The organism is Nocardioidaceae bacterium (assembly GCA_018672315.1).
Taxonomy (GTDB): Bacteria; Actinomycetota; Actinomycetes; order Propionibacteriales; family Nocardioidaceae; genus TYQ2.
In genome coordinates this window covers 1,852,205-1,875,086 of sequence record CP076053.1, presented here as the reverse complement: position 1 = coordinate 1,875,086, position 22,882 = coordinate 1,852,205, and the positions used below count along the sequence as shown (strand labels likewise).

Below are 22,882 nucleotides of genomic sequence, written 5' to 3'. Positions count from 1 at the left end.
TCACACCCCTCGGCGCTCTCGGCGCCTCTCGCGGAACGCTCGGGACAGGACGCCCTCCACGTTCGCCTGCCGCCCGAAGACGTTCTCGTCACGCAGCACGTTGACGGCCCAGTCCTCGCCGGCGACGAGACCACGTCTCCACATGTCGTGCTCAGCTCGGTCCGGGCCGTGGAACTCGCGGCCGTCGTACTCAAATGCGAGCTTGAGGTCCTCATCGGCGAGGTCGAGGCGGAAGACGTGACCACCGACCCGGACCTCCACCTGCAGCTGCGGGGTCGGCAGGCCCGGGATCATCCGCCAGACGTACCTGACTGCCGACTCGCCGTAGGACTCCGACCGGCCATCTGCCCAGCGTACGAGCGAACGCGCGCGCACCACGTGCCGGAAGCCCCGGAACCGTTCGAGCGTCTCGATCAGCTCCTGCTGGTCCACGGCTCCGGCGGCCAGCAGACTGTCGAGCGAGGCCAGGGCCCGCTGCGGGCGCTGTAGACGGGCGACGTCTGTGGCGGTGCGCAGAGCCGTCGTGACGCGGAGACCGTCGATCTCGATCACGTCCTCGTCGCGCATGTCCCGCGTACCGCTGTCGACTCCTCGGCGGCGCATGCGGCACCCTCGCCGGTCGTCGAAGACCCGCGGGGGCAGCAGCTCTCGGTGCTCACCCGGCGCCAGGGCGCGATCGCCGGCGAAGAACCACGTGGCCGTGCCGTCGACGACGATCGAGGACTCCTTGACCACGAGTTTCAGCGCCTGCAGCCGGAGGGCTTGCGTGTCGGCGGCCGACGCGTCGACGTACACCCCTTTGAACATCGGCCTGACCGCCCCAGCACCTATGAGCGCGTCGAGGTGGTGACGTGAGAGACCGTGATCGTGTGCTTCGGCTGTGGTCCATGGACGGTCTGCGGGGAGAGGCGTGCATGGTGGGACAGAGGCAGTGAGTTCGGACATGCCCAAACCGTGATGCCGCTGCGACTCCTCGACCAGTGGAGCGGGACGCATCGGGGGATAAGCCCCGGACGCGCGCTGCCGGGACAGCAACCGGCCCGACGGACGCCCGAGGTGATGCCCTCTCGGCCTGAAGTGGTGCCCTCTGAGCCTGAAGTGGTGCCCTCTCGGCCTGAAGTGGTGCCCTCTCGGCGGGTCAGGCGGTGTAGGTCGAGGGGCGGGGTAGGTTCTCCGCCTCGGAGGCCTGGCGGAGCATCTCGGCGTCGCGCATCTCCGGGGGCACCCCGAAGGCGTCGACCAGCTGCTGGGCGACCGGGCGGGTGCGCTGGCACAGCACGTCGACCGCCTTCGTGACGGCCTTCGATCGCTGCGAGGAGAGCCGGCCGTGCTCCATGAACCACGCGCGCTGCTCCTCGATCACCTTCAGGGCGTACAGGTCGCACATCAGCTGCAGCGCCTCGTGCTCGGGGGTGCCCTCGGTCTCGCGCAGCTTGGCCGCGAAGTCCTCGATGATGAGCTTCTCGACGTGGGCGCGGGCCGCGTTGATGACGTGGTCCTGGCAGCGGCTGAAGACCGCACCGGGGTCCTCTCCCGCGTCGATGCCGGCCTTGAGCCGTCGCGCCGCCCCGACGAGGGTGTGATCGGCGCGGTAGCGGAACAGGTTGACGTGCCAGGCGGTGTCGTACACGCCCGAGTCCTCGTCGAAGTCCACGTCGTGGTCGGTAGGGCCGCCGGTGAGCATGTCGCGGACGCCCTCGACGACCTTCTGCAGCGCGGTGCGCTCGATGACGGTGTCGACGGCCATGCCGCCGACGAACAGCGCCATGCCGATCTGGTCGAGCTCACCGAAGTTCGTCGAGTAGTTCGTCAGCAGACCCTTGGCGACCAGCTGCAGCAGGATGTGGTTGTCGCCCTCGAAGGTGGTGAAGACGTCGGTGTCGGCGCGCAGCGAGCCGAGCCTGTTGGCCGAGAGGTAGCCGGCACCTCCGCAGGCCTCGCGGCACTCCTGGATGACGTGGCTGGCGTGCCAGGTGCCGAAGGCCTTCGTGCCGGCGGCGCGGGCCTCTAGCGCCCGCTGCTCCTCCTCGGCGTCGTCGTCACGTGAGCCGTCGGCGTCGAAGCGGAACAGGCTCTTGAAGTCCTCGCGCAGGCGGTCCTGGGCGAAGTGCATGGCGTACGTGCGGGCGATCAGCGGGAACAGCCGCCGCTGGTGCAGCCCGTAGTCGATGAGCAGCTGCTCGGGCTGGTCGTCGCTGGTGGCGAACTGGCGCCTCAGGTGGGCGTACTCCACCGCGATCGCCAGGGCGACCTTGGAGGCGTAGATGCCGCCGCCGCCGACGCAGATGCGGCCCTGCACGAGCGTGCCGAGCATCGTGAAGAAGCGGCGGTCGGGGTTGTCGATGGGCGAGGAGTACACGCCGGTCTCGGAGACCTGGCCGTAGCGGTCGAGCAGGTTCTCCCGCGGCACGCGCACGTGGTCGAGCCAGATGCGGCCGTTGTCGACGCCGTTGAGGCCGATCTTGGGGCCGTCGTCGGCGATGCGTACGCCGGGCAGCGGCTCGCCCTCCTCGTCGCGGATCGGCACGACGAAGGCGTGCACGCCGCGGCCCTCGCCGCCGACCTCGAGCTGCGCGAAGACGACCGCGATCGTGGCGTGCTCGGCGGCGTTGCCGATGTAGTCCTTGCCGGCGTACTCGTGCGGCATGTTCAGCACGAACTCGCGCGCCTCGAGGTCGTAGGTCGCGGTGGTGTCGATGTGCTGCACGTTGGAGCCGTGACCGGTCTCGCTCATCGCGAAGCAGCCGAGCAGCTCACCGTCCATCGTGGGCTTCAGGTATCGCTCGTGGTGCTTCTCGGTGCCCAGCTGGATCAGCGCCCCGCCGAACAGTCCGAACTGCACGCCGAACTTCACCAGCACCGACAGGTCGCCGAAGGCGAGGGTCTCGAACGCCGCGACGTTCGCGCCGACGTCGCCCTGGCCGCCGTACTCCTCGGGGAAGCCCATGGAGCACAGGCCCTCACCGGCCATCTGCTGCACCATCTCGAGCACCTTCCGGCGGTACGTCGGGGTGTCGAAGTGGATGGCGTTCTGGACCATGTCCGCGTGCTCGCGGAGCTTGCCGCGCACGACGTCGCGCATCTCGGCGTACTCGCCGTCGAGCAGGTGCCGCATGCGGGCGACGTCGACGGAGACGGACTCGGACGTGCGGGGCAGCGTGCTGGTCATGCCAGGGAGGTACCCCGTCACAGGCGTGCACTCACCCGCGTCGATCCACCTCACACGCGAAAAGCCGCCCCGAGCACACGGAGGAGAGGGCGCCCTGAGTCGCTTCCCCTTCGTCTCAGGGCGCCGGATGAGAACGTAGGGCACCCCAGCCCCACGGGAAACACGGGCGGCGGCGCCGTCACCTTTTCGTGATCGACACGCCGCGGCTCAGCGTGGACCGACGGGCGCGGTGCGGCTCAGGTCCACCCGCGAGGTCACGGTCTCACCGATCTGCGGGGCCGTGTCCGCGTACGCCCCCAGGCGCCCCCACCCCTCCACCTCGAGCTCGACCACGACCTGCTCGGGCGCCGGACGGACGCCGACGACACGTCCTCGCACCTCGCCGGCCGGGTCGAGTGCCAGCACGCCCGGGCGCACGGCGAGCGGGCGCTCGTCGGCCGGGCCGGCACCGGCCGCTCGCACCCCGGTCGCGGCCGCGCCCTCCAGCACGCGGTCGAACCCCAGGAAGCGCGCCACCTCCACCGAGACCGGAGCGCGCCAGACCTCCGCAGGCTCGCCACGCTGGGCGACCGCGCCGTCGCGCAGCAGCGCGACCTCGTCGGCCAGCGCGAACGCCTCGGCGTGGTCGTGGGTGACGGCCACCGCGGTCGCGGCCGCATCGGTGAGGATGCGGCGCAGGTCGACCGCCAGACGCGTCCGCAGCGCGGCGTCGAGGCTGGAGAGCGGCTCGTCGAGCAGCAGGAGCCGCGGTCGGGCGGCCAGGGCACGAGCGAGCGCGACCCGCTGCTGCTCCCCGCCCGAGAGCGTCGCCGGGCGACGCGCGGCGTACCCCGGCAGGCCCACCAGCTCCAGGAGCTCCCCGACCCGCGTACGGCCGCTGGCCGAGCCGCGGTCGCGCCGCGGCAGGGCGTACGCCACGTTGTCGCCGACCGTGCGGTGCGCGAAGAGCTGGCCGTCCTGGAACATCAGCGCGAACCCCCGCCGGTGCACGGGCACCCCGGCGAGGTCCTGCCCGTCCCACCGCACCCGCCCGGCCTCGGTCGGCTGAAGGCCGGCGACGGCCCGCAGCAGGGTCGACTTGCCCGACCCGGACGGGCCCAGCACCGCCAGCACCCGACCGGGCTCGAGTCGCACGTCGACGTCGTCGAGGGCGAGCGTGTCGTCCAGGCGCACGGTCACGCCCTCGACCGCGAGACCGCTCACAGCGCCCCCACCGACCGCACCTGCCACCGCTCCACGAGCAGCATCGTCCCCGCGCACAGCACCGCGAGCAGCACCGACCCCGCGAGCGCGGTGGTCAGGTTGTCCTCACCGGGGCGTCCAAGCAGCCGGTAGACGAGGACGGGCAGCGTGGGCCGGTCGGACCCCGCGAGGAAGGCCGTGGCTCCGAACTCGCCCAGGGAGACCGCGAAGGCGAAGCCTGCAGAGGCCAGCAGACCGCGCCAGGCCAGCGGCAGGTCGACCGTCATCGCCACCCGCCACGGCGGCGCCCCGAGGCTCGCCGCGGCCTCGCGCTGGCGGGTCTCGACCGAGCGCAGCACCGGCACCAGCGTGCGCACCACCAGCGGCAGCGCCACCAGCGCCTGCGCGATCGGCACGAGCACGAGGGAGTCGCGCAGGTCCAGGGGCGGACGCCCCATCGTGACGAGGAAGCCGAAGCCGATCGTCACCGCCGAGACGCCCAACGGCAGCATCACGAGACCGTCGAGCGCCTTCACGACACGACGACGTACGCCGCCCGACGTCGCCGAGCCGGCCGCCCCGGGGCCCGCGGCCCCCGGACCCCGCGCCACGAGCCAGGAGACGAGGACGCCCAGCGTGAGCGCGAGGAGGGTCGCGTCCACCGCGACCCGCAGCGAGAGGCCCACCGCCTCGTACGCCGACCCCCCGCTGCCCGGCACGACGGTGCCTGAGGCCGCGTCGGCCGCGGCGCCGAGGCCGAGCAGCCGCTCCCATCCGGCGAGCGTCCACTCACCGCCCGACCGCACCGACCCCAGCATCAGGGCCGCGACCGGAGCCAGCACGAGGACGAGCACGACGGCCGCGAGGGCGAGCACGGGCGCATCCGTACGCCCCAGCCGTGGCGCCGGCCCGCCGGCACCGCGGGCCAGCCCCGTCTCCGTACGCCGCCGGCCCACCCTGGTGAGACCCAGCAGCAGCGCGACCACCGCCACCTGGAGAAGCGACAGGGCAGCAGCCCCCTGCAGGTCGAGGAACTGGGTCGTGAGCAGGTAGATCTGCGTCTCCACGTTGGCGTACTGCAGGCCGCCGAGGGTCAGCACGACTCCGAAGGCGGTGGCGCAGAAGAGGAACACCACCGACGCCGCCGAGATCAGCACCGGCATCAGCGCCGGGAGGGTCACGGTGCGTGCGACCCGCCACGGCGACGCCCCGAGCGAGGCGGCGGCCTGAGCCGGACGCGGGTCCAGCCCCTCCCAGAACGACCCGACGGTGCGTACGACGACCGCGACGTTGAAGAAGACCAGCGCGAGCACGATGCCGACGGCGGAGCCGTCGAGCCCCGTCCAGTCCAACGGGCCGGTGAACAGGCGCCGGAAGGCGATGCCCACCACCACCGTCGGCAGCACGAACGGGGCGACCACGATGCCGCGCAGCAGGGTCCGGCCGGGGAAGCGTCGCCGGAAGAGCAGGTGGGCCAGCGGGACGCCGAGCAGCAGGGAGCCCACCGTGCCGAGCGTCGCCGACCACAGCGTGAACCAGACGACCTCGGCGATGCGGGGCCGTGCCAGCGCCTCGACCACGCCACCGACGTCGAGGCCGCCGGCGTCGCCGAGCAGCCCGAGGCGGAGCATCGCGATCAGCGGCAGGCCGAAGAACACGACGAGGAACGCCGCGGGCAGCAGCACCGCGGCTCCCCAGCCGAGCGATCCGAGAAGCCGCACCGGGCCGGGCGGACGCGACCGAGCGCTGCTCACCCGCCGACCACGTCCTCCCACTCGCGTAGCCAGGTCTCGCGGTTCTGGCTGACCTGCTCCGGGTCGAGCTGCAGCGGGTCGTCGGCGAGCTCGGCGAAGCGCTGCCAGTCCTGCGGGAGCGACACCTCGTCGTCGACGGGGAACACGTACATGCTCTCCGGCAGCGTCTGCTGGAAGGCCGGGGAGACCATGAAGTCGACCAGCGCCCGGGCCCCCTCGGGGTTCTCGGTGTCGGCGAGCACGCCGGCGTACTCGACCTGCCGGTAGCAGGTGTCCAGCAGCGCCGAGGTCGTCGCCTCGCCCGACTCCTCGTCGATCGTGAAGGGGGGCGAGGAGGCGTAGGAGAGCACGATCGGACGGTCGCCGTCACCGCCACCGGCGGTGAAGTCGACGTAGTAGGCGTCCGACCAGCCCGAGGTCAGCTGCGCCCCGTTGTCCTCGAGCTGCTGCCAGTACTCGGCCCAGCCGTCCTCGCCGTACTCCGCGACGGTGGCCAGCAGGAACGCCAGCCCCGGCGAGGAGGTCGCCGCGCCGGGCGTGACGAAGAGATCGGCGTACGTCGGGTCGACGAGGTCCTCGAAGGTCTCTGGCGGCCGGATGCCGCGCTCGGCGAACCAGGTGTCGTCGATGTTGACGCACACGTCCCCCACGTCGACGGGGGTGAGGTCCTCCCCGGCAGACCCGGGCAGCTCGTAGGTCCCGGCGGAGTCCGGCTGACCGGCCGGGGCGTACGCGGCCAGCACCCCGGCGTCCACGGCGCGGGAGGCGAAGGTGTTGTCGATGCCGAAGACGACGTCGGCGTCGGTGTCACCCGCGGTCAGGGCCAGGGTGTTCACCAGCTGTCCGGCGTCACCGGCCGACTGCACGTCGACGGTGTAGCCGGTCTCCTCGGTGAAGGCCGCCAGCGTCTGCTCGGGCACGGCGAACGAGTCGTGCGTACGCAGCACCACGGTGCCGCCCGACTCCGCGGCCGACGGCGACCCGCCGGACCCGCCGGCCCCGCCGTCGGCGGGGGGCTCCGAGCCCGCGCCGAGGGAGCACCCGGCCAGGGCGAGACCCAGCACTCCGGCGACGGCGAGGCGCACCGTGGTGGGTGCGGGACGTGAGGTGGTGCTGGAACGCATACGTGTCTCCCGGTGGGTGGGAGGGGACCGCTCGCACGGTCGAGACTCGACTTCCTTCGCCGGTGCTAACCGGAGCAGGTTCGAGGGTCTGCGGCGAGGCCACACTCTCAGCGCCCTGGTGGCGCTCCCCTGTCGTGTCCCGAAGGCTACCGGGCGTCACCCACCGGAGACCACCGCGGCGATCTCGGCCGCCGTGGCCCGCGCCTCGGGCAGCAGGTCGATCAGCATGAAGCAGTGCACCATGCCGGGCACCTCGCGGGTGGCGACGTCCCACCCGGCCGCGGCGGCCCGGCGCGCGAGCTCGCGCTGGTCGGCCACGACCTGGTCGCGGTCACCGCACCACGAGGTGATGCGCAGCCCGGCGAGGTCGGCGTGCACGGGGCTCACGCGAGGGTCGGCGACCCCGGGCGCGCCCGCGTACATGCGACCGGCCTCGAGACCGGCGACCCGGTCGAGCATCGGGTCGTGGCGGTCCAGGGCGATACCGCCCGGCGAGAGTCCGGCGACGTCGAGCCACGGCGAGAGCAGCGCGACCTCGTCGGGCACCGTGAGCCCCGCGTCACGCGCGGCGACGGCCGTGGTGAGGGCGAGGTTGGCGCCGGCGGAGTCGCCCATGAGAACGACCCGGCGCCCCTGGGCCCGCGCGGAGGCCGCCGGCTCCGCGTACGCAGCGACGCTCCACGGCAGCGTCTGCTCCACCGTCGCGGGCGGGGTGAGGGGATACTCCGGTACCAGCACCTCAGCGCCGGTACGGGCGATCAGGCCGGCGACGAAGCGCCAGTGGAACGGGTCGATGCCGTTGAGGAACGCGCCGCCGTGCAGGTAGACCACGAGCGGGACTGCGCCCCCGGTGGCGGGGGGCGCGAGAGGCTGCAGCCGCCACACCGTGTGCCCGTCGAGCGGGTAGGAGGTCACCGCGGCGACGTCGCGCACCCTCGCCGCCGGCGGGGCGCTGGTGGGCAGTCGTACGCCGGCCACCCGCTCGCCGAGGCTGCGCCGGCGGCGGGTCGCGGTCAGGAAGGCAGCGACGGCCAGCGCCTGCGGGCTGCGTCCGCGTCGCGGGAGACCGGTGGGCGCGACGGAGGGCAGGGGTCGCGACGTCATCGGCGTCATCCCGCCTGGATCCGGCCGCTCCAGGCGGCCTGCGCGCCGGTGTCGCCGATCCACACGACCATCCCGATCGTGGCGACGGCGAGCACCACGGTGAGCGCGGCGACGGCCGTGCCGAGACCGCCCGAGAGTCGGCCGGAGTCGCGGCGGGCGTACCAGGTCATGGCCGCGATCAGGAGCGTCAGCGGGATCATGAACCAGATGAGGAGCTCGCCGAGCTCGGCGTGCTGTCCGGGGTCGCCCACGCGCTCCTGGAGCGCCTCGCCGCTGGAGGTGGCGACGGGGCACAGCACGGTCGCGACCAGCGCGATGCCGGTCAGCAGAGGGCCGTAGGTGCGCCGCCACGACGACTTGAGGGCGATCGCGACGGCGCCCAGCGCGCTGAGCGGCACCAGCACCACCACGGCGTGGATCACGAGCACGTGGACGGGCAGTCCGTTGACCAGGTCGAACACGAGCACTCCTTCTTCGGTCGACGGGGACTGCTCCGATCGCAGCCCGCACCCGTCACCGCTGGGGAGATGGTGCCCCATGCCGGACGTTCACGCCTGAACGGATGTCGTGAACTCGCCGAGACTTCCGCGCCGGATCCGTCGTCCGGCCCGGCCGCGGTCCGGGCCGCGACGGCGGGTCAGCTGCGGCGGTCACTCTCGACGAGAGCCCGGTCCAGGGCGCGGACGAGGTCGGCGCCACCGCGCATGACGGCCTTGGCGCCGGGGGGCGTGCCGGGCAGCTGACGGACGGCTGTCAGCATCTGCCGCACCTCGGCGAGCTCCTCGTGGTCGCAGGTCACCAGCACCCCGAGCAGATCCCGGCACACCGACAGCGCCTCGCGCGGGAGCTGTGCGGCCATGGTCATGATCTCGACCAGCAGAGGGTCCGACAGCGGCGGAGGCACCTCGTCGCCGGCACCGTCCTGAGCCAGCCGCGCCGTGGGTACGCGATCGCCTGGCGCGCGTTCCTGATCCATCAGCTGCCTCCCCTGGTGCACGTCGGGTCGTCGGCGACATGCCGATCATCCCCTCCACTGTAGGACAAAAGGCCTGTGCCGAGGCAGAAACCGGACATCGGGGTGCGAGCGAGGCGACTCCGTGCCCGGGGCGCTCAGGACTCCAGGGCTGCGTCCAGCGTGATGTCGACGCCGGTGAGCGCCTTGCTGATCGGGCAACCCTGCTTCGCGTCCTGCGCGGCCTTGGCGAAACCGTCGGCGTCGAGGCCCTCGACCTCGCCCCGGACCGTGAGCGTGATGCCGGTGAGCTTGAAGCCGCCCTGGTCCCTGTCGGGGCCGAGAGACACCTCGGCTGTCACGTCGAGGGACTGGGTCGTGCCGCCGGCCTCGGCGATGAAGGCGGAGAGCTGCATGGCGTAGCACGCCGAGTGCGACGCCGCGATCAGCTCCTCGGGGCTCGTGGTGCCGCCGGCGTCGTCGGCGGCACGCTTGGGGAACGACACGTCGTAGGTGCCGACGCCGGAGCTCGTGAGCTCGACCTGACCGGAACCGTCTTCCAGTCCGCCGTTCCAGGCGGTGCGGGCAGTGCGTGCGGGCATCTTTGCTCCTCTCAGCGCGGCGCCCCTGTGCTGGACGCCTCGGGTCACCTGTCCCCTACCCGGTTCCATTGCGGACAACCGAACCGGGTGGGACGACAGCGAATCAGGTCGTCAGGACCATCCGGAACCGGGCCCTGCCGTCCATCATGGCCTCGTACGCTGCCGCCGCCTCCTCCAGCGGGGCGGTCTCGATGGAGGCGCGCACGTCGGTGAGTGCCGAGAAGTTCATCGTGTCCTCGGAGTCGGCCGCGGTGCCCGAGGCGTGACCGGTCACCGACGCCTCGCCACCGATGAGCGCGAAGGCAGGGACGCTCAGCGGGTCCTCGGCCGCGCCCGCGACGACCAGCTCGCCGTCCGGGCCGAGCCCCCCGAGGCAGGCCGAGGCGGCCTCGCCGCTGGTGATCGTCGAGAGCACCACGCGCGCGCCGCCGAGCTTGCCGAGCTCCTCGGCGGGGTCGCTGGCGTTCGTGTCGATGTAGTGGTGCGCGCCGAGGTCGGTCGCGAGGTCGGCCTTCTCGGTGCCGCGATTCATCGCCACGACGCGGAACCCCATCTTCTTCGCGTACTGCACACCCAGGTGACCCAACCCGCCGATGCCGAGGATCGCCACGAGGTCGCCGGGGCGCGCCCCGGTCTTGCGCAGGGCGTTGTACGTCGTCACGCCCGCGCACATCAGCGGCGCCGCCTCCGCCGCGCTCAGCTCCTCGGGGATGGCGGCGAGCGCGTTCGCGCGGACCTTGACGTAGTCGGCGTACCCGCCGTCGAAGGTCACGCCCGGGACACCCATGTCCTGGCACTTGATGAGCTTGCCGGCTCGGCAGGGGCCGCACTGACCGCAGGAGCCGCCGTACCAGCCGACGCCGACCCGCTGCCCCTCACTCCATCCCGTGACGCCCTCACCGAGCGCGGCCACCGACCCGGCGACCTCGTGACCCGGGATGACCGGGTAGCCGACGCCGGGGTAGACGCCCTCCTTCGCGAACATGTCGGAGTGGCAGATGCCGCACGCGTCCACCTTGACCAGCGCCTCGCCCGGGCCGATCTGCGGCACGTCACGCTCCACGACCTCGAAGCCGCCGCCCTTCTCCGAGACCTGCACTGCCCGCATCGTCCCTGCTGTGTCTGCCATGTCTGTCTCCTCCGACCCGCCACCGGCGGGGCCTGGTCCGTTCCTCGGGCGACGGGGTGGCCGCCCGAGGAGACTCTTTCCAGACCCGGGCCGCCGGAACCGTGGCCGGCCCTCGAGGGCACACTCGGCTCGTGCTCATCCGTGACGTCGCGCCCGAGGACCACCGGGCCGTGGCTGCGATGCTGGTCGAGGCGTACGCGGCCGGCGACACCTACTGCGAGCCGACCGACGCGGGTCCCGACCACGCCTTGCGCGGCTGGCTGGACCATCGCGTCGTCCGGGTGGCCGAGGACGCGCGGGGGCGTGGGCTCGCGGGCACCTACCACCTCGGACCCAACCGCTTCGGTCCGGGCGCGCACGTCGCGAACGCAGGCTTCGTCGTCTCCGCGGCCGCACGCGGTCAGGGGACGGGGCGCGCCCTCGCCGAGGAGTGCCTGCGCACCGCCCGCGCCCTGGGCTTCCGGGCCATGCAGTTCAACGCGGTCGTGGCCACGAACCGGCCGGCCGTACGCCTCTGGCACACGCTCGGCTTCGAGGTCGTCGGCCGCGTGCCGGGCGCCTTCGAGCACCCCGCTGAGGGCGAGGTGGACCTGCTCGTCATGCACCGCCGCCTGTGACCCGGGTGCTCGATGGGGCTGGTGCACGATGGGGCTGTGGATCTCGGCTACTCCTTCGGCTTCGACCTCACCACGGCGCTGACCGTGGTGGTCTCCACGACCGTGCTCTACTTCGTCTTCGTCGGGGTGCTGGCGCTCTCCGGTCAACGTCTGCTGGCCGTGCCCACGAGCCTGGAGCTCGCCCTCTTCACGGTGCTCGGCGCCGTCGTCGGCAGGTCGCTCCTCGGTCCCGAGCCCTCACTGGGAGCCGGGCTGGTCGCCATCGCCACGCTGTTCAGCCTCGAGGCGGTCTCGGGACGGCTGCGTACCCTGAGGAGCCGGCACGCCGAGGAGCGGCGCTCCCACGCCGAGGGCCGCGCGGACAAGGACCGGGCCAAGGCCGTCGCCCTCGTCGTGGCGGGGCGGCCGGTGAACGAGGAGCTGCGACGTCGCCGGGTCACCGAGGTCGCGCTGTGGAGCGTGCTGAGGCAGGCGGGGATCCGCTCGTACGCCGAGGTGGCACTCGTCGTGCTCGAGGTCAACGGGAGGTTCTCGGTGCTGCGCACCGGCGAGCCGATCCACCCCTCCGCGCTGGCGGGGGTGCGCGACGCGAACGGGATCCGCGCGCGCCTGGAGGGTCACTCCACGACGTAGAGGTGGCCCTCGGAGTCCTCGTCGTCAGGGTCGTGGTCGGGGTTCTCCTCGACGTACCACCGGCCGGCGGTGAGGACGCCTGCGACCACCAGCTCCGAGAAGATCGCGTCCAGTGTCTCGCCCGGCGTGCGGTCGACGACCCCGCCGAGGGCGGTCGCGACGTACGCCGCCTCCTCCTCGGACAGGCGCATCACGACGCCTGCGTCGGTGCGTTCCAGCTCCATGCCGCCAGTCAAGCACGCGTACGCCGGAAGGCCTCGCTGCGGCGGTAGGCGGTCAGGTTCTCCGCGTACGTGGGACGGCGAGGTCGGCGGCGCAGGGCGCTGGTTGCGGCGGACTCGGAGTCCGGGTCCGCGGCGCCCGGCTCCCGCACCGCCGGTCGCAGCAGCCGGTAGACGCCGGTGCGTGACTCGTGGAGCACGCCGTCGGGGTCCGGACGGGCGGCCGCCAGCACGTCGGGGTCCAGGGTGAGGCCGCAGTCCGCCGCGCGACCGGCGAGCCACGTCCAGGACAGGTCGGCCAGTCCCCGCTCGGCGTACCCGCCCCCGACGTCGGAGTGCACGCCCGCGAACCAGACCTGCTCGACCTCCTGCCGGGCGGTGCCGTCCGTACGCCACATCGCCGGGGTGAACGGACCGCGCCGTTCGTCGATCGCCACGGCGTGGACGGCGGTGTCGATGCGACTCGACAGGTCGGTGTCGTGGAACTGCCAGCGACGGTTGACCAGGGCGGCCAGGCCCACCCCGCTCAGCGGGATGCCGAGGGACCCGACGGTGTCCCAGACACCGACGAACCGGATGCGGGTCTCGTGGCTGTGGGTGCGGCGGAAGGCGACGACGTCGGGGTCCTCCGGGTGCTGGCCGGTGCGGTAGAGCGCGTACGCCTCCGCCACCCGCGCGTCGAGACCACGCCGGTCGCCGCGCCCATCACCGGGCAGGTCGCGACGCAGCACCCCGGCCTTGCGGATGAGCCCCGCGGTGCTGCGCGCGGTGTAGGCGCCGCGTGAGAAGCCGATCAGGAAGATCTCGTCGCCGGGCTCGAAGTGCTCGACGACGAAGCGGTAGGCGTCGCGCACGTTGTCGGAGAGCCCGAAGCCGAAGACCCCGCCGAGCACCCGCTCCCACGGCTTCGTGCCCACGCCCGCCACGTAGTGGGCGAGCTGCGGTGCGCCGTCCTCGCCGCGCGGCAGCACGGCCTCGTGGGTGCGGACGACGTTGGTGCGGTCGGCCTGGCGCGCGGTGTTCCAGGTGCCGTCGCAGGCCACGAGGATGCGCTTCATCGACCGCAGACTAGCGATCGCAGGGAGCCTCGCGACAGGTCCGGGGCCGCTCAGCGACCGGCGGCGTAGACCAGCAGCGCCAGCACCGGCGCACCGATCGTGAGCAGCACGAGCCAGCGCGGCACGGGGACCATGCCGGCCTCGCGGACCGCCTCGCGGTCGTGGTGCCTGGCCGCGTCGTAGGTGGTGGCGAGCTCGCGGACGAGGCCGACGCCGGCGGCTCCTGCCACCACGAGCCCGACGACCACGGCGACGACGCCGCCGAGGGTCAGGATGCCGCCCTCGAGGAGTCGCGCGAGCAGCGCCGGCAGGAGCAGCACCGCGACGAGCACCACGGCCCCGCCGAGCAGACGCAGCTCGTGCCGCGGACCGGGACGCGTGATCACCGAGAGGGCCGGTCCGACGCCGAGGAGGGCTCCGCCGAGCAGCACCACGCCGAGCGTCTCGCCCAACCCGAGAGTGGCCTCGCCGCCCCCGACGAGAGCCTGGACGCCACGGACGACGAGGGTGAGACCCAGGCCGAGGGCGGCCCCGAAGGCGCCTCCCAGCCAGGCCCACCCGGTCGAGCGACGGCCGGGGTCGAAGACGCCGCGGGCGTGCCGGACCGGGTCGCCGAACTCCTCGGGCTCGGCCCGACCGGTCGCCGCACACCGCCGCTCGACGTGCCGGATCGCGCGGGAGACCTGGTCACCCGGCATGCCCTGGGCACGCAGCTCGGCGACGAAGCGACGACGCCACTCCCGTGCGCGCTCCGAGGCGTCGCCGGCGCCCGGCTCGGGGGCAGCGCTCACCGCGGCATCACGCGGGGCGGCGGCGGTCGACACACCTGCCACGATAGGTGGCGGGTCGCCGGTGCGCGGCGAGATGTCGACTTTCGCACCGGCACCGGTCCCACACACCCAGCACCGCCTGCGTCGGAGGAGCACCCATGGCCGGTCAGAGTCACGACAGCCGCCCGAGCACCATCCTGTCGCGCCGCGACCTCGACTTCCTGCTGCACGAGTGGCTCGACACGGCCGGCCTGGTGGAGCGGTCCGCGTACGACGACCACGACCTCGAGACCGTCGACGCGGTGCTCGACCTGGCCGGGACGCTCGCGACGGAGAAGTTCGCGCCGCACAACCGGGCGGCGGACCTCACCGAGCCGACCTTCGACGGCGAGCGGGTCCACCTCGTGCCCGAGGTGGCGCCCGCGCTGGCGGCGTTCACCGACGCCGGGTTCCTCGCCGCACCCTTGCCGGAGCGGGTCGGCGGCGCCGGGCTGCCGCAGTCGGTCTACTCGGCGTGCATGGCGTGGTTCCACGCCGCCAACGTCGGCACGACCGGCTACGCCCTGCTGACCCTCGCCGCAGCCAACCTGCTGACGCGCTTCGGCGACGAGGAGCTGGTGCAGCGGTTCGTGCCGGCGATGACGCGCGGGGAGTGCTTCGGCACCATGGCGTTGTCGGAGCCCCAGTCTGGCTCGAACCTCGCCGACATCACCACCCGCGCCGAGCCGGCCGACGACGGCACGTACCGGCTCTTCGGGCGCAAGATGTGGATCTCCGGCGGCGACCACGAGCTCAGCGACAACATCGTGCACCTCGTGCTGGCGCGCACCCCGGACGCACCCGCGGGCACGAAGGGCATCTCGCTCTTCGCCGTGCCGAAGTTCGTGGTCGACGCCGACGGCGCACCTGGCGAACGCAACGACGTGGTGCTGGCGGGCATCAACCACAAGATGGGGTTCCGCGGCACCGTCAACACCGCGCCGGTCCTCGGCGAGGGCGCGCACACCCCGGGTGGCCGCGCGGGTGCCGTGGGCCACCTCGTGGGCGAGCTGCACCGCGGACTGCCGGTGATGTTCGCGATGATGAACGAGGCCCGCATCGGGGTCGGGCTCGGCGCCGCGTCGCTGGGCTACACGGGCTACCTCACCTCCCTGGCGTACGCACGTGACCGCCTGCAGGGCCGCCACGTCGGCGCCGCCCCGACCGAGCCGCAGGTGACGCTGACCGAGCACGCGGACGTACGCCGGATGCTGCTGGCGCAGAAGGCGTACGCCGAGGGCGGCCTCGCGCTGGTGCTGCTGTGCTCGCGGCTGGTCGACGACGCGGCCTCGCTGCCGGACGACCGGGAGCGGGCCGAGGCCGAGCAGCTCCTGGGGTTGCTGACCCCTGTCGCGAAGAGCTGGCCCAGCCAGTGGTGCCTGGCCGCCAACGACCTCGCGATCCAGGTGATGGGCGGCGCCGGCTACACCCGGGACCACCCGGTCGAGCAGTTCTACCGGGACAACCGGCTCAACCCGATCCACGAGGGCAGCCACGGCATCCAGGCCATCGACCTGCTGGGGCGCAAGGTGCTCGGTGACGGCGGCGCCGCCCTTGCGGCGCTGGGCGCACGTGTCGCACGCACGGCCGAGCGGGCCTCGGCCGCCGGAGGCGAGGGAGAGGCGTACGCCGCCGCGCTCCTCCGCGCCGTCGGCACGCTCACCGACGCCGTGGAGCGGGTGGGGACGCAGACCGACCCGCGGATCGCACTGGCCGAGGCGACGGCGTTCCTGGAGGCGACCGGCCACGTCGTCGTGGCGTGGGTGTGGCTCGAGCAGTGGCTCGCGGCGGCCGACCGCGACGGTGCGTTCTACGACGGCAAGCGGGCGGCGACGGCGTACTTCCTCACCCGCGAGCTGCCCAAGGTCGACGTCATGCTGGCCCGCCTCATCGACCCCGACACGCTGCTCACCGACCTGGACCCGGACGTGCTCTGACGCGGCGGCGGGTAGGACCTCCGGCGTGAGCACCTCGTCGTACCCCTCGGAGTACGCGTTCGCCTTCTCCCGCCGCTACCGGGTCGCTGCGCTCCCGTTCGGCGTCACGGCCCGCACCAGCGGCGTGCGGCTGGACCCGGACGGGCTGCACGTGCGCTTCGGTCCCTGGCGCCTGCACTCGGAGCTGGAGAACCTGCGGAGCGTGTCGCTGACCGGCGACTTCTCCTTCGCCCGGGCAGCCGGCCCGCCGCGGTTCCTCACCGGTGACCGCGGCGTCGCCTTCACCCCGAACGGCGACGCCGCGGTCCGCGTACGCTTCCGCGCCTCGGTGCCCTGCCTGGACCCCACCGGTCTGGTGTGGCCCCTGCGTCACACCGCAGCGGTCCTCGGCGTCGCCGACGTGGCCGACTTCCTCGGCCGCGCCGACGAGCTCGGCCTCGCTGTGGAGTGAGGCGACCCGGCGGGGGTCGGGATCAGGACCGTCGGTCCTTCAGCCCCGAGGCCACCAGGGTGAGCCCGGCCCCGACGAGCCAGATGTCCTTGGCGATGCCGATGCCGTCCTGGCTCGGCTTCACCCTCGAGCCCTCCTCGGTCATGCCGGGGGTGTTGAGGTACATCCGCACCAGCCCGCCTCCGAAGGCGGCCAGCGCCGCACCGGCGACCGTGGAGGGGACCACCGGGGCCAGCAGCGCCGCGCCGAGAGCGATCTCCCCGGTGCTCAGGGTGCGCCCGAAGGTCGAGGGGCTCATCTTCTTCACGGCGGGGACGCCGTTGGCGGCCATGCCCTGCATGCCCGCGGCGGCCTCCTCGGGCAGGCCGCGCTTGCTCAGGCCGCTGTTGAGGATGAAAGCGCCGGTGGCCAGGCGCAGCGGGATGTCGGTCGTGTTCATGGGGTCTCCTGGGGGATCGCTCCTGCGCTCGAGCCGAGGGTGGCCGGCGCGTCGGTCGACCGGTCGAACCAGTCGGACCTGGCCGTCATTCCCGTCGGGGGTCAGTGCTTCCAGAGGTAGCGGTTCTCCGGGCGGCCGGCGCCGTAGCGCGGTGCGACCTCGGCCAGCTGCTCGACGACCAGGTGCTCGAGGTAGCGGCGCGCACTGACACGCGAGATGCCCACCCGCTCACCGATCTCGAGCGCCGAGGCCGACCCGTCGTGGGACTCCAGGGCGCCCCGCACCGCGCGCATCGTGACCTGGGAGAGTCCCTTGGGCAGCGTCTCCTCGACGACCCTGGGCCCACGGGGCCGACGCCGCGCGTCCAGGAGCCGGTCGACCTGGACCTGGTCCAGCTCCGCGTCCTCCGAGCGCGCGGTGCGCTGCACCTCCGCGCGGTGGTGGAGGTAGTCGTCCAGGCGGCTGCGCAGCTCAGCGGCCGTGAAGGGCTTGACGAGGTAGTGCAGGACCCCTCCGGCCATGGCCGCGCGGACGGTGTCGAGCTCGCGGGCGGCCGTGATCGCGATGACGTCCACGGAGCCGTCGAGGTCACGCAGCCGCCGCAGGACCTCGAGACCTGTCGTGTCGGGCAGGTGGATGTCCAGCAGCACGAGGTCGGGTGAGGTCTGCTCGGTCAGCCGGAGGGCGGTGGCGCCGTCGTGGGCGACCCCCACGACCCGGAGGCCGCCGTGCGCCTCGACGATCGCGACGTGCAGACCGGCGACCGCGACGTCGTCGTCGACCACCAGCACCCGCGGCGCCGTCACCGGTGCTCGTCCCGTGTCGGTGCGCCGGCGGTCACGGCGACCTGCGTGGTCCCCAGGTGCGCCTCGAAGCGCGCCCCGCCGGAGGCTGCCGTCCCGAGGGTCACGTCGCCGGCGCGGCGGCGGGCGACCCGTCGCGCGAGCGCCAGGCCGATCCCCCGGGTCCCCTGGTCGTCCTTGGTGCTCCAGCCGGTCTCGAAGATCCGCTCGCGGTCCTGAGGGCGTACGCCGGAACCCTCGTCCTCCACGACGAGCCGGATGCCCCCGTGGTCCTGCTGGAGCGAGATCGTGACGGTGCCGCCGACCGGCGAGGCGTCCACGGCGTTGTCGATGAGGTTGCCCAGCACGGTGATCAGGTCCTCGGCCTCACCATCGGCGCCGGCGCCGTCGGGACCGGCGACGGAGGAGGTCGGGTCGACCGCGAGGGTGATGCCACGTTCCTCGCTGCTCGCGGTCTTCGCCATCAGCAGGGCCGCGACGTCGGGGGCGAGGATGCCCGGCGTCCGCATCCCTCCCGACACCGCGCCACCGTGCCCGGCGCGAGCGATGAAGTCGACCGCGTCGTCCGTACGCCCCATCTCGATGAGGCCGGAGACGACGTGCATGCGGTTGGAGAACTCGTGGGCCTGGGCCCGCAGGGCCTGCGTGGTGTCGCGAGCGCCGTCGAGCTCACGCATCGTGCGCTCCAGCTCGGTGCGGTCGCGCAGCACGAGCACGGTGCCGACACGCTCCCCGTCGACCCGGGCCTCGGTGCGCCGGCCCAGCAGCACGCGCTCGCCCACCAGGAGCATCCGCTCGCTGGTGGCCGCCTCCGCGTTCAGGAGTGCCAGCAGGCTCGGCTCGAGCACCTCGGCCGCAGGCCGCGCGACCAGGCCCTCGGGGTCGGACGTGAGACCCAGCAGGTCGGCCGCCTGGTCGTTGACCATGCTGACCCTGTCCCGCTCGTCGACCGCGAGGACCCCCTCGCCGATGCCGTGCAGCATCGCCTCGCGGACCTCGAGGAGCGCGGCGATCTGCTCGGGCTCGAGGCGGTGGATGCGCCGCCAGACCAGCCGGGAGACCCACGCCGCGCCGAGCACCCCGAGCAGGGCTGCGCCGACGAGCCACAGCACCAGCCAGGGCAGGTCCTCCAGCAGCGCCGCCTGCAGCTCGCTCTCCAGGATGCCGACCGAGGCGGTGCCGATCACCGCGCCGTCCTCGTCCCGGACCGGCAGCTTCACCCGCCAGCTCTCCCCCAGCGTGCCGGTCTCGGTGCCGACGAACGTGGCCCCGGCCAGCACCGCGGAGGGGTCGGTGGAGACGCGCTCGCCGATGCGGTCCGGCTCGGGGTGGGAGTAGCGGATGCCGCGGTCGTCGGTGAGCACGACGTAGGTGACGCCGGAGGCCTGCCGGATCAGCTCCGCGATCGGCTGAATCGTCGCCGCGGGGTCGGCGTCGTCGTAGGCCGCGACCACCGAGGGCAACGTCGCGACGCTGCGGGCGACGCCTGCCATCTGCTGCTCGTAGGAGTCGCGGATCTGTTGGGCCTGCAGCATCGTCGCGACGACCCCGACCAGGACGACCGCCGTGGTCACGATGAGGACCTGCAGCCACAGCAGCTGCGTGCGGAGCGGGACCCTGCGCGGCATCGGTCCATTGTGCCCGACCTCACAGGACACCTCGTGGGGCGTGACCACAAGTTCCATTACGACCAGTACCACCGCAAGGTTCCCGCCGGACCGCTCCCGTTCGTACGTTCAGCGCGATGTGACGGCCGTCATGTGGCCGCAGACACAGACGTACGGACCCGGGAGGGACCATGACCGATCCGACCAGCGAGCGAGCCACGGGCACGCGCAGCGGCCGCGTCCGCCTCGCCCGCGCCACCGGCGCGGTGGTCGCCGCAGGCGTCGTCGCAGCAGCCGTCGCCACCTCGGCCCAGAGCGCCGGCGTCTCGACGGGCCTGCGGACGAAGGCGACACTCATCGCACCGGCGTCCGCGGGCGGCGGCTGGGACACCTTCATGCGTGAGAGCCAGAACGCCATGCGTGAGAACGGCATCGGCACCAACGTGCAGGTGCTCAACGTGCCCGGCGCCGCCGGCACGATCGGGCTCACGAACCTCGCGCGCCGCTCCGGCGAGGCCGGCACCGTCATGGTCGGCGGCACGGGCCTGGTGGCCGGGGTCGAGCAGCTCGACACCGGGGTCACGATGGACGACGTCACCCCGGTGGTCCGGGTGGTCGAGGAGTACGACGTGGTCGTCGTGCCCGCCGACTCGTCGCTCCGCACCCTGGAGGACCTCATCGAGGCATGGACCGCCGAGCCCGGTGCCGTGCCCTTCACCGGCGGGGGCAGCTTCGACCAGCTCGTGATGGCCGAGCTCGCGATCTCCGCGGGGCTGGACCCCACCGAGGTCAACTACATCCCCGCGTCCGGGGGTGGCGAGGTCGCCCAGTCGCTGGTGACCGGGACCGCCGCCGCCGCGACGTCGGGCTTCCCCGACGTCGACGACCAGATCGCGTCGGGGCGACTGAGGGCGCTCGGGCTGGTGGCCGAGGACCGGCTCGACGGTGTCGACATCCCGACGCTGCGCGAGCAGGGCCACGACGTGACCCTGTCGAACTGGCGCGCGGTCTACGCCCCGCCGGGGGTCACCGATGCCCAGGTGCGCGAGATCCGTGCGGTGTACGCCGACATCGTCGAGACCCCTGAGTGGAAGGACGCGGTGCGCCGCAACCAGTGGAGCACTGTCTGGCTCGAAGGCGCCGAGCTGCGCCGCTTCGCCCGCGACGAGCAGCAGCGCGTCGCCGACCTGTACGAGGAGCTGGGACTGTGATGCACGTAGCCGCCCCGCGCACCCGGGCCGACGCCCGGGACCCCCGGGACCCGCGCGCCACCCTCCCCCGCGGCCACGGCGCGCTGATCGTGCCGGCAATCGTGGCGCTGGTCAGCACGCTGCTGGTGGTCGGCCTGGTGCAGATGGAGGTGCCCGAGGACGCCGACTTCCCCGGCCCACGCTTCTTCCCGACCATCCTCGCCGTCGCCGGCTACGTGCTCAGCGCCCTGCTGGTCGTGCACTACCTGCGCGCACCGGACGCGGCCGACCGCGGTGAGCACCGCACGTACAGCGACTGGACCGCCTTCGCCTGGATCGCCGGCGGCTTCGCGGCCTTCGCCTCGCTGCTCGACCTGCTCGGCTGGGTCATCGGCGCCGCCCTGCTCTTCTGGTGCGTCACCCGCGCCTTCCGCAGTGTCCGCCCCGCGTACGACCTCGGGCTCGGCCTGGTCCTGTCCAGCGCGGTCTACCTCGTCTTCGGAGCGGGCCTCGGCCTGCCCCTGCCGTCCGGGATCCTGGGAGGTCTGTGATGGATCAGCTCGACCTGCTGCTCGGCGGTTTCGCCGGCGCCTTCACCCCGATGAACCTGCTGTGGGTCGTCGTCGGGTGCCTCATCGGCACCGCCGTCGGCGTCCTTCCGGGCCTGGGCTCGTCGATGGCCGTGGCGCTGCTGCTGCCGATGACCTTCGCGCTCGACCCGACCGCGGCCTTCATCCTCTTCGCGGGCGTCTACTTCGGCGGCCTCTTCGGCGACTCGACCATGGGCATCCTGATGAACACCCCGGGGCAGGCCTCGGCGATCGCCTCGACCTTCGAGGGTCATGCGATGGCCAAGGCCGGACGGGCACCCCAGGCCCTCGCGGTCGCCGCCATCGGTGCCTTCGTCGGAGGCATGAGCGCCTCGGTCGTGGTGGTCTTCCTCGCCCCGACGCTGGCCGACTGGTCGACCGCGTTCGGGCCGGCTGAGTACTTCGCGCTCTCGCTCCTTGCGTTCATCGCCATCTCCTCGGTGGTCGCGGAGTCCGTGGTCAAGGGGCTTGCCTCCCTCGTGCTGGGGCTGTCCTTCGCCACCGTCGGCGTCGACGCCTTCTCCGGGGCGGACCGGTTCACCTTCGGCTCCCCGCAGCTCTTCGACGGCGTCTCGCTCGTCGTGGTCGCCGTCGCGCTGCTGGCCCTCGGCGAGGTGCTGAAGGTCGCCACCCGGTTCGCGCGCGAGGCACGCCCGCCCCAGCTCGGGACCAAGGGCGAGCGGGCCCACCTCTCGCTCGCCGAGGTGAAGGAGGCAGCGCCGGCCATCGCCCGCGGCACCGCGATCGGCCTGCCCTTCGGTGTCATCCCCGTCGGCGGGGCCGACGTCCCCACGTTCATGGCGTACGACGTGGAGCGCCGCCTGGACCGCCGGTCCGGGTCGCCGAAGTTCGGCACCGGCGCCCTGCGCGGCCTGGCCGCCCCGGAGGCGGCGGGCAACGCGACCACGGGGATGGCGATGGCCGCGCTGCTCGCCCTCGGGCTGCCCGTCTCCGCGACCGCCGCGATCATGCTGGGCGCGTTCCGGCAGTACGGCCTGCAGCCGGGCCCGCTGCTCTTCGACAACTCCGCCGACCTGGTCTGGTCGCTGCTGGCCAGCTTCTTCCTCGCGATGGTCGTGCTACTGGTGATCAACCTGCCGTTCGCGCACCTGTGGTCGCGGCTGCTGCTGATCCCGGCGCCGTACATCTACGGCGGGATCGTCGTCTTCTGCGGCCTCGGCATCTATGCCACCGCCCAGTCGACCTTCGACCTGTTCGCGTTCCTCGTGCTCGGGGTGCTCGGCTTCGTGATGCGGCGCTACGACGTGCCGGTGGCGCCCGCGCTCATCGGCATGGTGCTCGGCCCGCTGGCCGAGTCCAGCATGCGCGAGGCGTTGCTGAGCTCCAACGGCGACTACGGCGTCTTCGTGGGCGGGCCGATCCCGCTCGTGCTGTACGCCGTGCTCCTGCTGCTGGTGCTGGTCAAGGCCGCCCAGAGCCTCCGCAGCCGCGCGTCCGTCGACGTCTGACCTCACCCCGGTCCACCCGGCCCACCCCGGCCGCCCCACCTC

23 protein-coding genes and 1 riboswitch are annotated in these 22,882 nt (G+C 73.0%); of the genes, 7 read left to right on the top strand and 16 right to left on the bottom strand.

The annotated features are described in order from the left end of the window. The 10 genes from KLP28_08925 to KLP28_08880 all read right to left on the bottom strand — a co-directional run bounded on the left by KLP28_08925 (position 1) and on the right by KLP28_08880 (position 11,016). Positions 1 to 807 (bottom strand): hypothetical protein, encoded by an 807-nt coding sequence (locus KLP28_08925; protein ID QWC83768.1) that lies wholly within the window; start codon positions 805 to 807, stop codon positions 1 to 3. A 331-nt stretch (positions 808 to 1,138) separates the two neighbouring features. Next, on the bottom strand, positions 1,139 to 3,169 hold the full coding sequence (locus KLP28_08920) for an acyl-CoA dehydrogenase family protein (protein ID QWC83767.1): 2,031 nt from the start codon (positions 3,167 to 3,169) through the stop codon (positions 1,139 to 1,141). 207 nt (positions 3,170 to 3,376) lie between these two features. Continuing rightward, complete coding sequence (locus KLP28_08915) at positions 3,377 to 4,348, bottom strand: ABC transporter ATP-binding protein (protein QWC86893.1); 972 nt, start codon at positions 4,346 to 4,348, stop codon at positions 3,377 to 3,379. Positions 4,349 to 4,368: 20 nt separating this feature from the next. Further along, positions 4,369 to 5,982, bottom strand: a complete 1,614-nt coding sequence (locus KLP28_08910) for an iron ABC transporter permease (GenBank protein QWC86892.1) — start codon at positions 5,980 to 5,982, stop codon at positions 4,369 to 4,371. Between the two features lie 119 nt (positions 5,983 to 6,101). Beyond that, positions 6,102 to 7,229, bottom strand: coding sequence for a thiamine ABC transporter substrate-binding protein (locus KLP28_08905; GenBank protein ID QWC83766.1), 1,128 nt, complete (start codon positions 7,227 to 7,229; stop codon positions 6,102 to 6,104). A 34-nt stretch (positions 7,230 to 7,263) separates the two neighbouring features. After that, positions 7,264 to 7,370: riboswitch (TPP riboswitch) on the bottom strand. A 15-nt stretch (positions 7,371 to 7,385) separates the two neighbouring features. Next, positions 7,386 to 8,333 carry an alpha/beta hydrolase gene (locus KLP28_08900; GenBank protein QWC83765.1) on the bottom strand — a complete coding sequence of 316 codons (948 nt, stop codon included), beginning with the start codon at positions 8,331 to 8,333 and terminating at the stop codon, positions 7,386 to 7,388. A 5-nt stretch (positions 8,334 to 8,338) separates the two neighbouring features. Further along, positions 8,339 to 8,794 carry a hypothetical protein gene (locus KLP28_08895; GenBank protein ID QWC83764.1) on the bottom strand — a complete coding sequence of 152 codons (456 nt, stop codon included), beginning with the start codon at positions 8,792 to 8,794 and terminating at the stop codon, positions 8,339 to 8,341. A gap of 176 nt (positions 8,795 to 8,970) precedes the next feature. After that, the gene (locus tag KLP28_08890; protein ID QWC83763.1) at positions 8,971 to 9,309 is read right to left on the bottom strand and encodes a hypothetical protein; all 339 of its coding nucleotides are present in this window, start codon (positions 9,307 to 9,309) and stop codon (positions 8,971 to 8,973) included. A gap of 134 nt (positions 9,310 to 9,443) precedes the next feature. After that, entirely contained in the window at positions 9,444 to 9,887 is a 444-nt protein-coding gene (locus KLP28_08885; protein QWC83762.1) for an OsmC family protein, read from the bottom strand. Positions 9,888 to 9,990: 103 nt separating this feature from the next. Further along, on the bottom strand, positions 9,991 to 11,016 hold the full coding sequence (locus KLP28_08880) for an alcohol dehydrogenase catalytic domain-containing protein (GenBank protein QWC83761.1): 1,026 nt from the start codon (positions 11,014 to 11,016) through the stop codon (positions 9,991 to 9,993). Between the two features lie 131 nt (positions 11,017 to 11,147). On the opposite strand from KLP28_08880, the gene KLP28_08875 reads away from it, so the two are divergent. Continuing rightward, a complete protein-coding gene (locus tag KLP28_08875) occupies positions 11,148 to 11,633 on the top strand; it encodes a GNAT family N-acetyltransferase (GenBank protein QWC83760.1) in 486 nt (161 codons plus the stop codon). 36 nt (positions 11,634 to 11,669) lie between these two features. Next, positions 11,670 to 12,266, top strand: coding sequence for a DUF421 domain-containing protein (locus tag KLP28_08870; protein ID QWC83759.1), 597 nt, complete (start codon positions 11,670 to 11,672; stop codon positions 12,264 to 12,266). Here the strand turns inward: KLP28_08870 and KLP28_08865 are convergent. From KLP28_08865 to KLP28_08855, 3 genes are read right to left on the bottom strand one after another with little or no spacing between them, the layout of a single operon-like run. Continuing rightward, entirely contained in the window at positions 12,251 to 12,490 is a 240-nt protein-coding gene (locus tag KLP28_08865) for a hypothetical protein (GenBank protein QWC83758.1), read from the bottom strand. The genes KLP28_08870 and KLP28_08865 overlap by 16 nt on opposite strands. Positions 12,491 to 12,498: 8 nt before the next feature. Next, positions 12,499 to 13,545 (bottom strand): DUF2235 domain-containing protein, encoded by a 1,047-nt coding sequence (locus KLP28_08860; GenBank protein ID QWC83757.1) that lies wholly within the window; start codon positions 13,543 to 13,545, stop codon positions 12,499 to 12,501. Positions 13,546 to 13,595: 50 nt separating this feature from the next. Next, positions 13,596 to 14,369, bottom strand: a complete 774-nt coding sequence (locus KLP28_08855; protein ID QWC83756.1) for a hypothetical protein — start codon at positions 14,367 to 14,369, stop codon at positions 13,596 to 13,598. A gap of 104 nt (positions 14,370 to 14,473) precedes the next feature. On the opposite strand from KLP28_08855, the gene KLP28_08850 reads away from it, so the two are divergent. Next, the gene (locus KLP28_08850; protein ID QWC83755.1) at positions 14,474 to 16,291 is read left to right on the top strand and encodes an acyl-CoA dehydrogenase; all 1,818 of its coding nucleotides are present in this window, start codon (positions 14,474 to 14,476) and stop codon (positions 16,289 to 16,291) included. Positions 16,292 to 16,316: 25 nt separating this feature from the next. Further along, positions 16,317 to 16,742, top strand: a complete 426-nt coding sequence (locus tag KLP28_08845) for a hypothetical protein (GenBank protein ID QWC83754.1) — start codon at positions 16,317 to 16,319, stop codon at positions 16,740 to 16,742. A gap of 22 nt (positions 16,743 to 16,764) precedes the next feature. Here the strand turns inward: KLP28_08845 and KLP28_08840 are convergent, their stop codons facing one another. The 3 genes from KLP28_08840 to KLP28_08830 all read right to left on the bottom strand — a co-directional run bounded on the left by KLP28_08840 (position 16,765) and on the right by KLP28_08830 (position 19,612). Beyond that, positions 16,765 to 17,181 (bottom strand): hypothetical protein, encoded by a 417-nt coding sequence (locus KLP28_08840; GenBank protein ID QWC83753.1) that lies wholly within the window; start codon positions 17,179 to 17,181, stop codon positions 16,765 to 16,767. A gap of 101 nt (positions 17,182 to 17,282) precedes the next feature. Continuing rightward, positions 17,283 to 17,987, bottom strand: coding sequence for a response regulator (locus KLP28_08835; protein ID QWC83752.1), 705 nt, complete (start codon positions 17,985 to 17,987; stop codon positions 17,283 to 17,285). After that, the gene (locus KLP28_08830) at positions 17,984 to 19,612 is read right to left on the bottom strand and encodes a sensor histidine kinase (GenBank protein ID QWC83751.1); all 1,629 of its coding nucleotides are present in this window, start codon (positions 19,610 to 19,612) and stop codon (positions 17,984 to 17,986) included. The genes KLP28_08835 and KLP28_08830 overlap by 4 nt, the downstream gene beginning before the upstream one ends. Positions 19,613 to 19,782: 170 nt before the next feature. On the opposite strand from KLP28_08830, the gene KLP28_08825 reads away from it, so the two are divergent. Genes KLP28_08825 through KLP28_08815 form a run of 3 tightly spaced genes read left to right on the top strand, consistent with a single transcriptional unit; the run spans position 19,783 to position 22,840 of the window. Beyond that, positions 19,783 to 20,802, top strand: a complete 1,020-nt coding sequence (locus KLP28_08825; GenBank protein QWC83750.1) for a tripartite tricarboxylate transporter substrate binding protein — start codon at positions 19,783 to 19,785, stop codon at positions 20,800 to 20,802. Continuing rightward, on the top strand, positions 20,799 to 21,332 hold the full coding sequence (locus KLP28_08820) for a tripartite tricarboxylate transporter TctB family protein (GenBank protein QWC83749.1): 534 nt from the start codon (positions 20,799 to 20,801) through the stop codon (positions 21,330 to 21,332). The genes KLP28_08825 and KLP28_08820 overlap by 4 nt, the downstream gene beginning before the upstream one ends. Then, positions 21,332 to 22,840: a tripartite tricarboxylate transporter permease gene (locus KLP28_08815; protein QWC83748.1), complete on the top strand. Its 1,509-nt coding sequence runs from the start codon at positions 21,332 to 21,334 to the stop codon at positions 22,838 to 22,840. The genes KLP28_08820 and KLP28_08815 overlap by 1 nt, the downstream gene beginning before the upstream one ends. Positions 22,841 to 22,882: the final 42 nt, after the last annotated feature.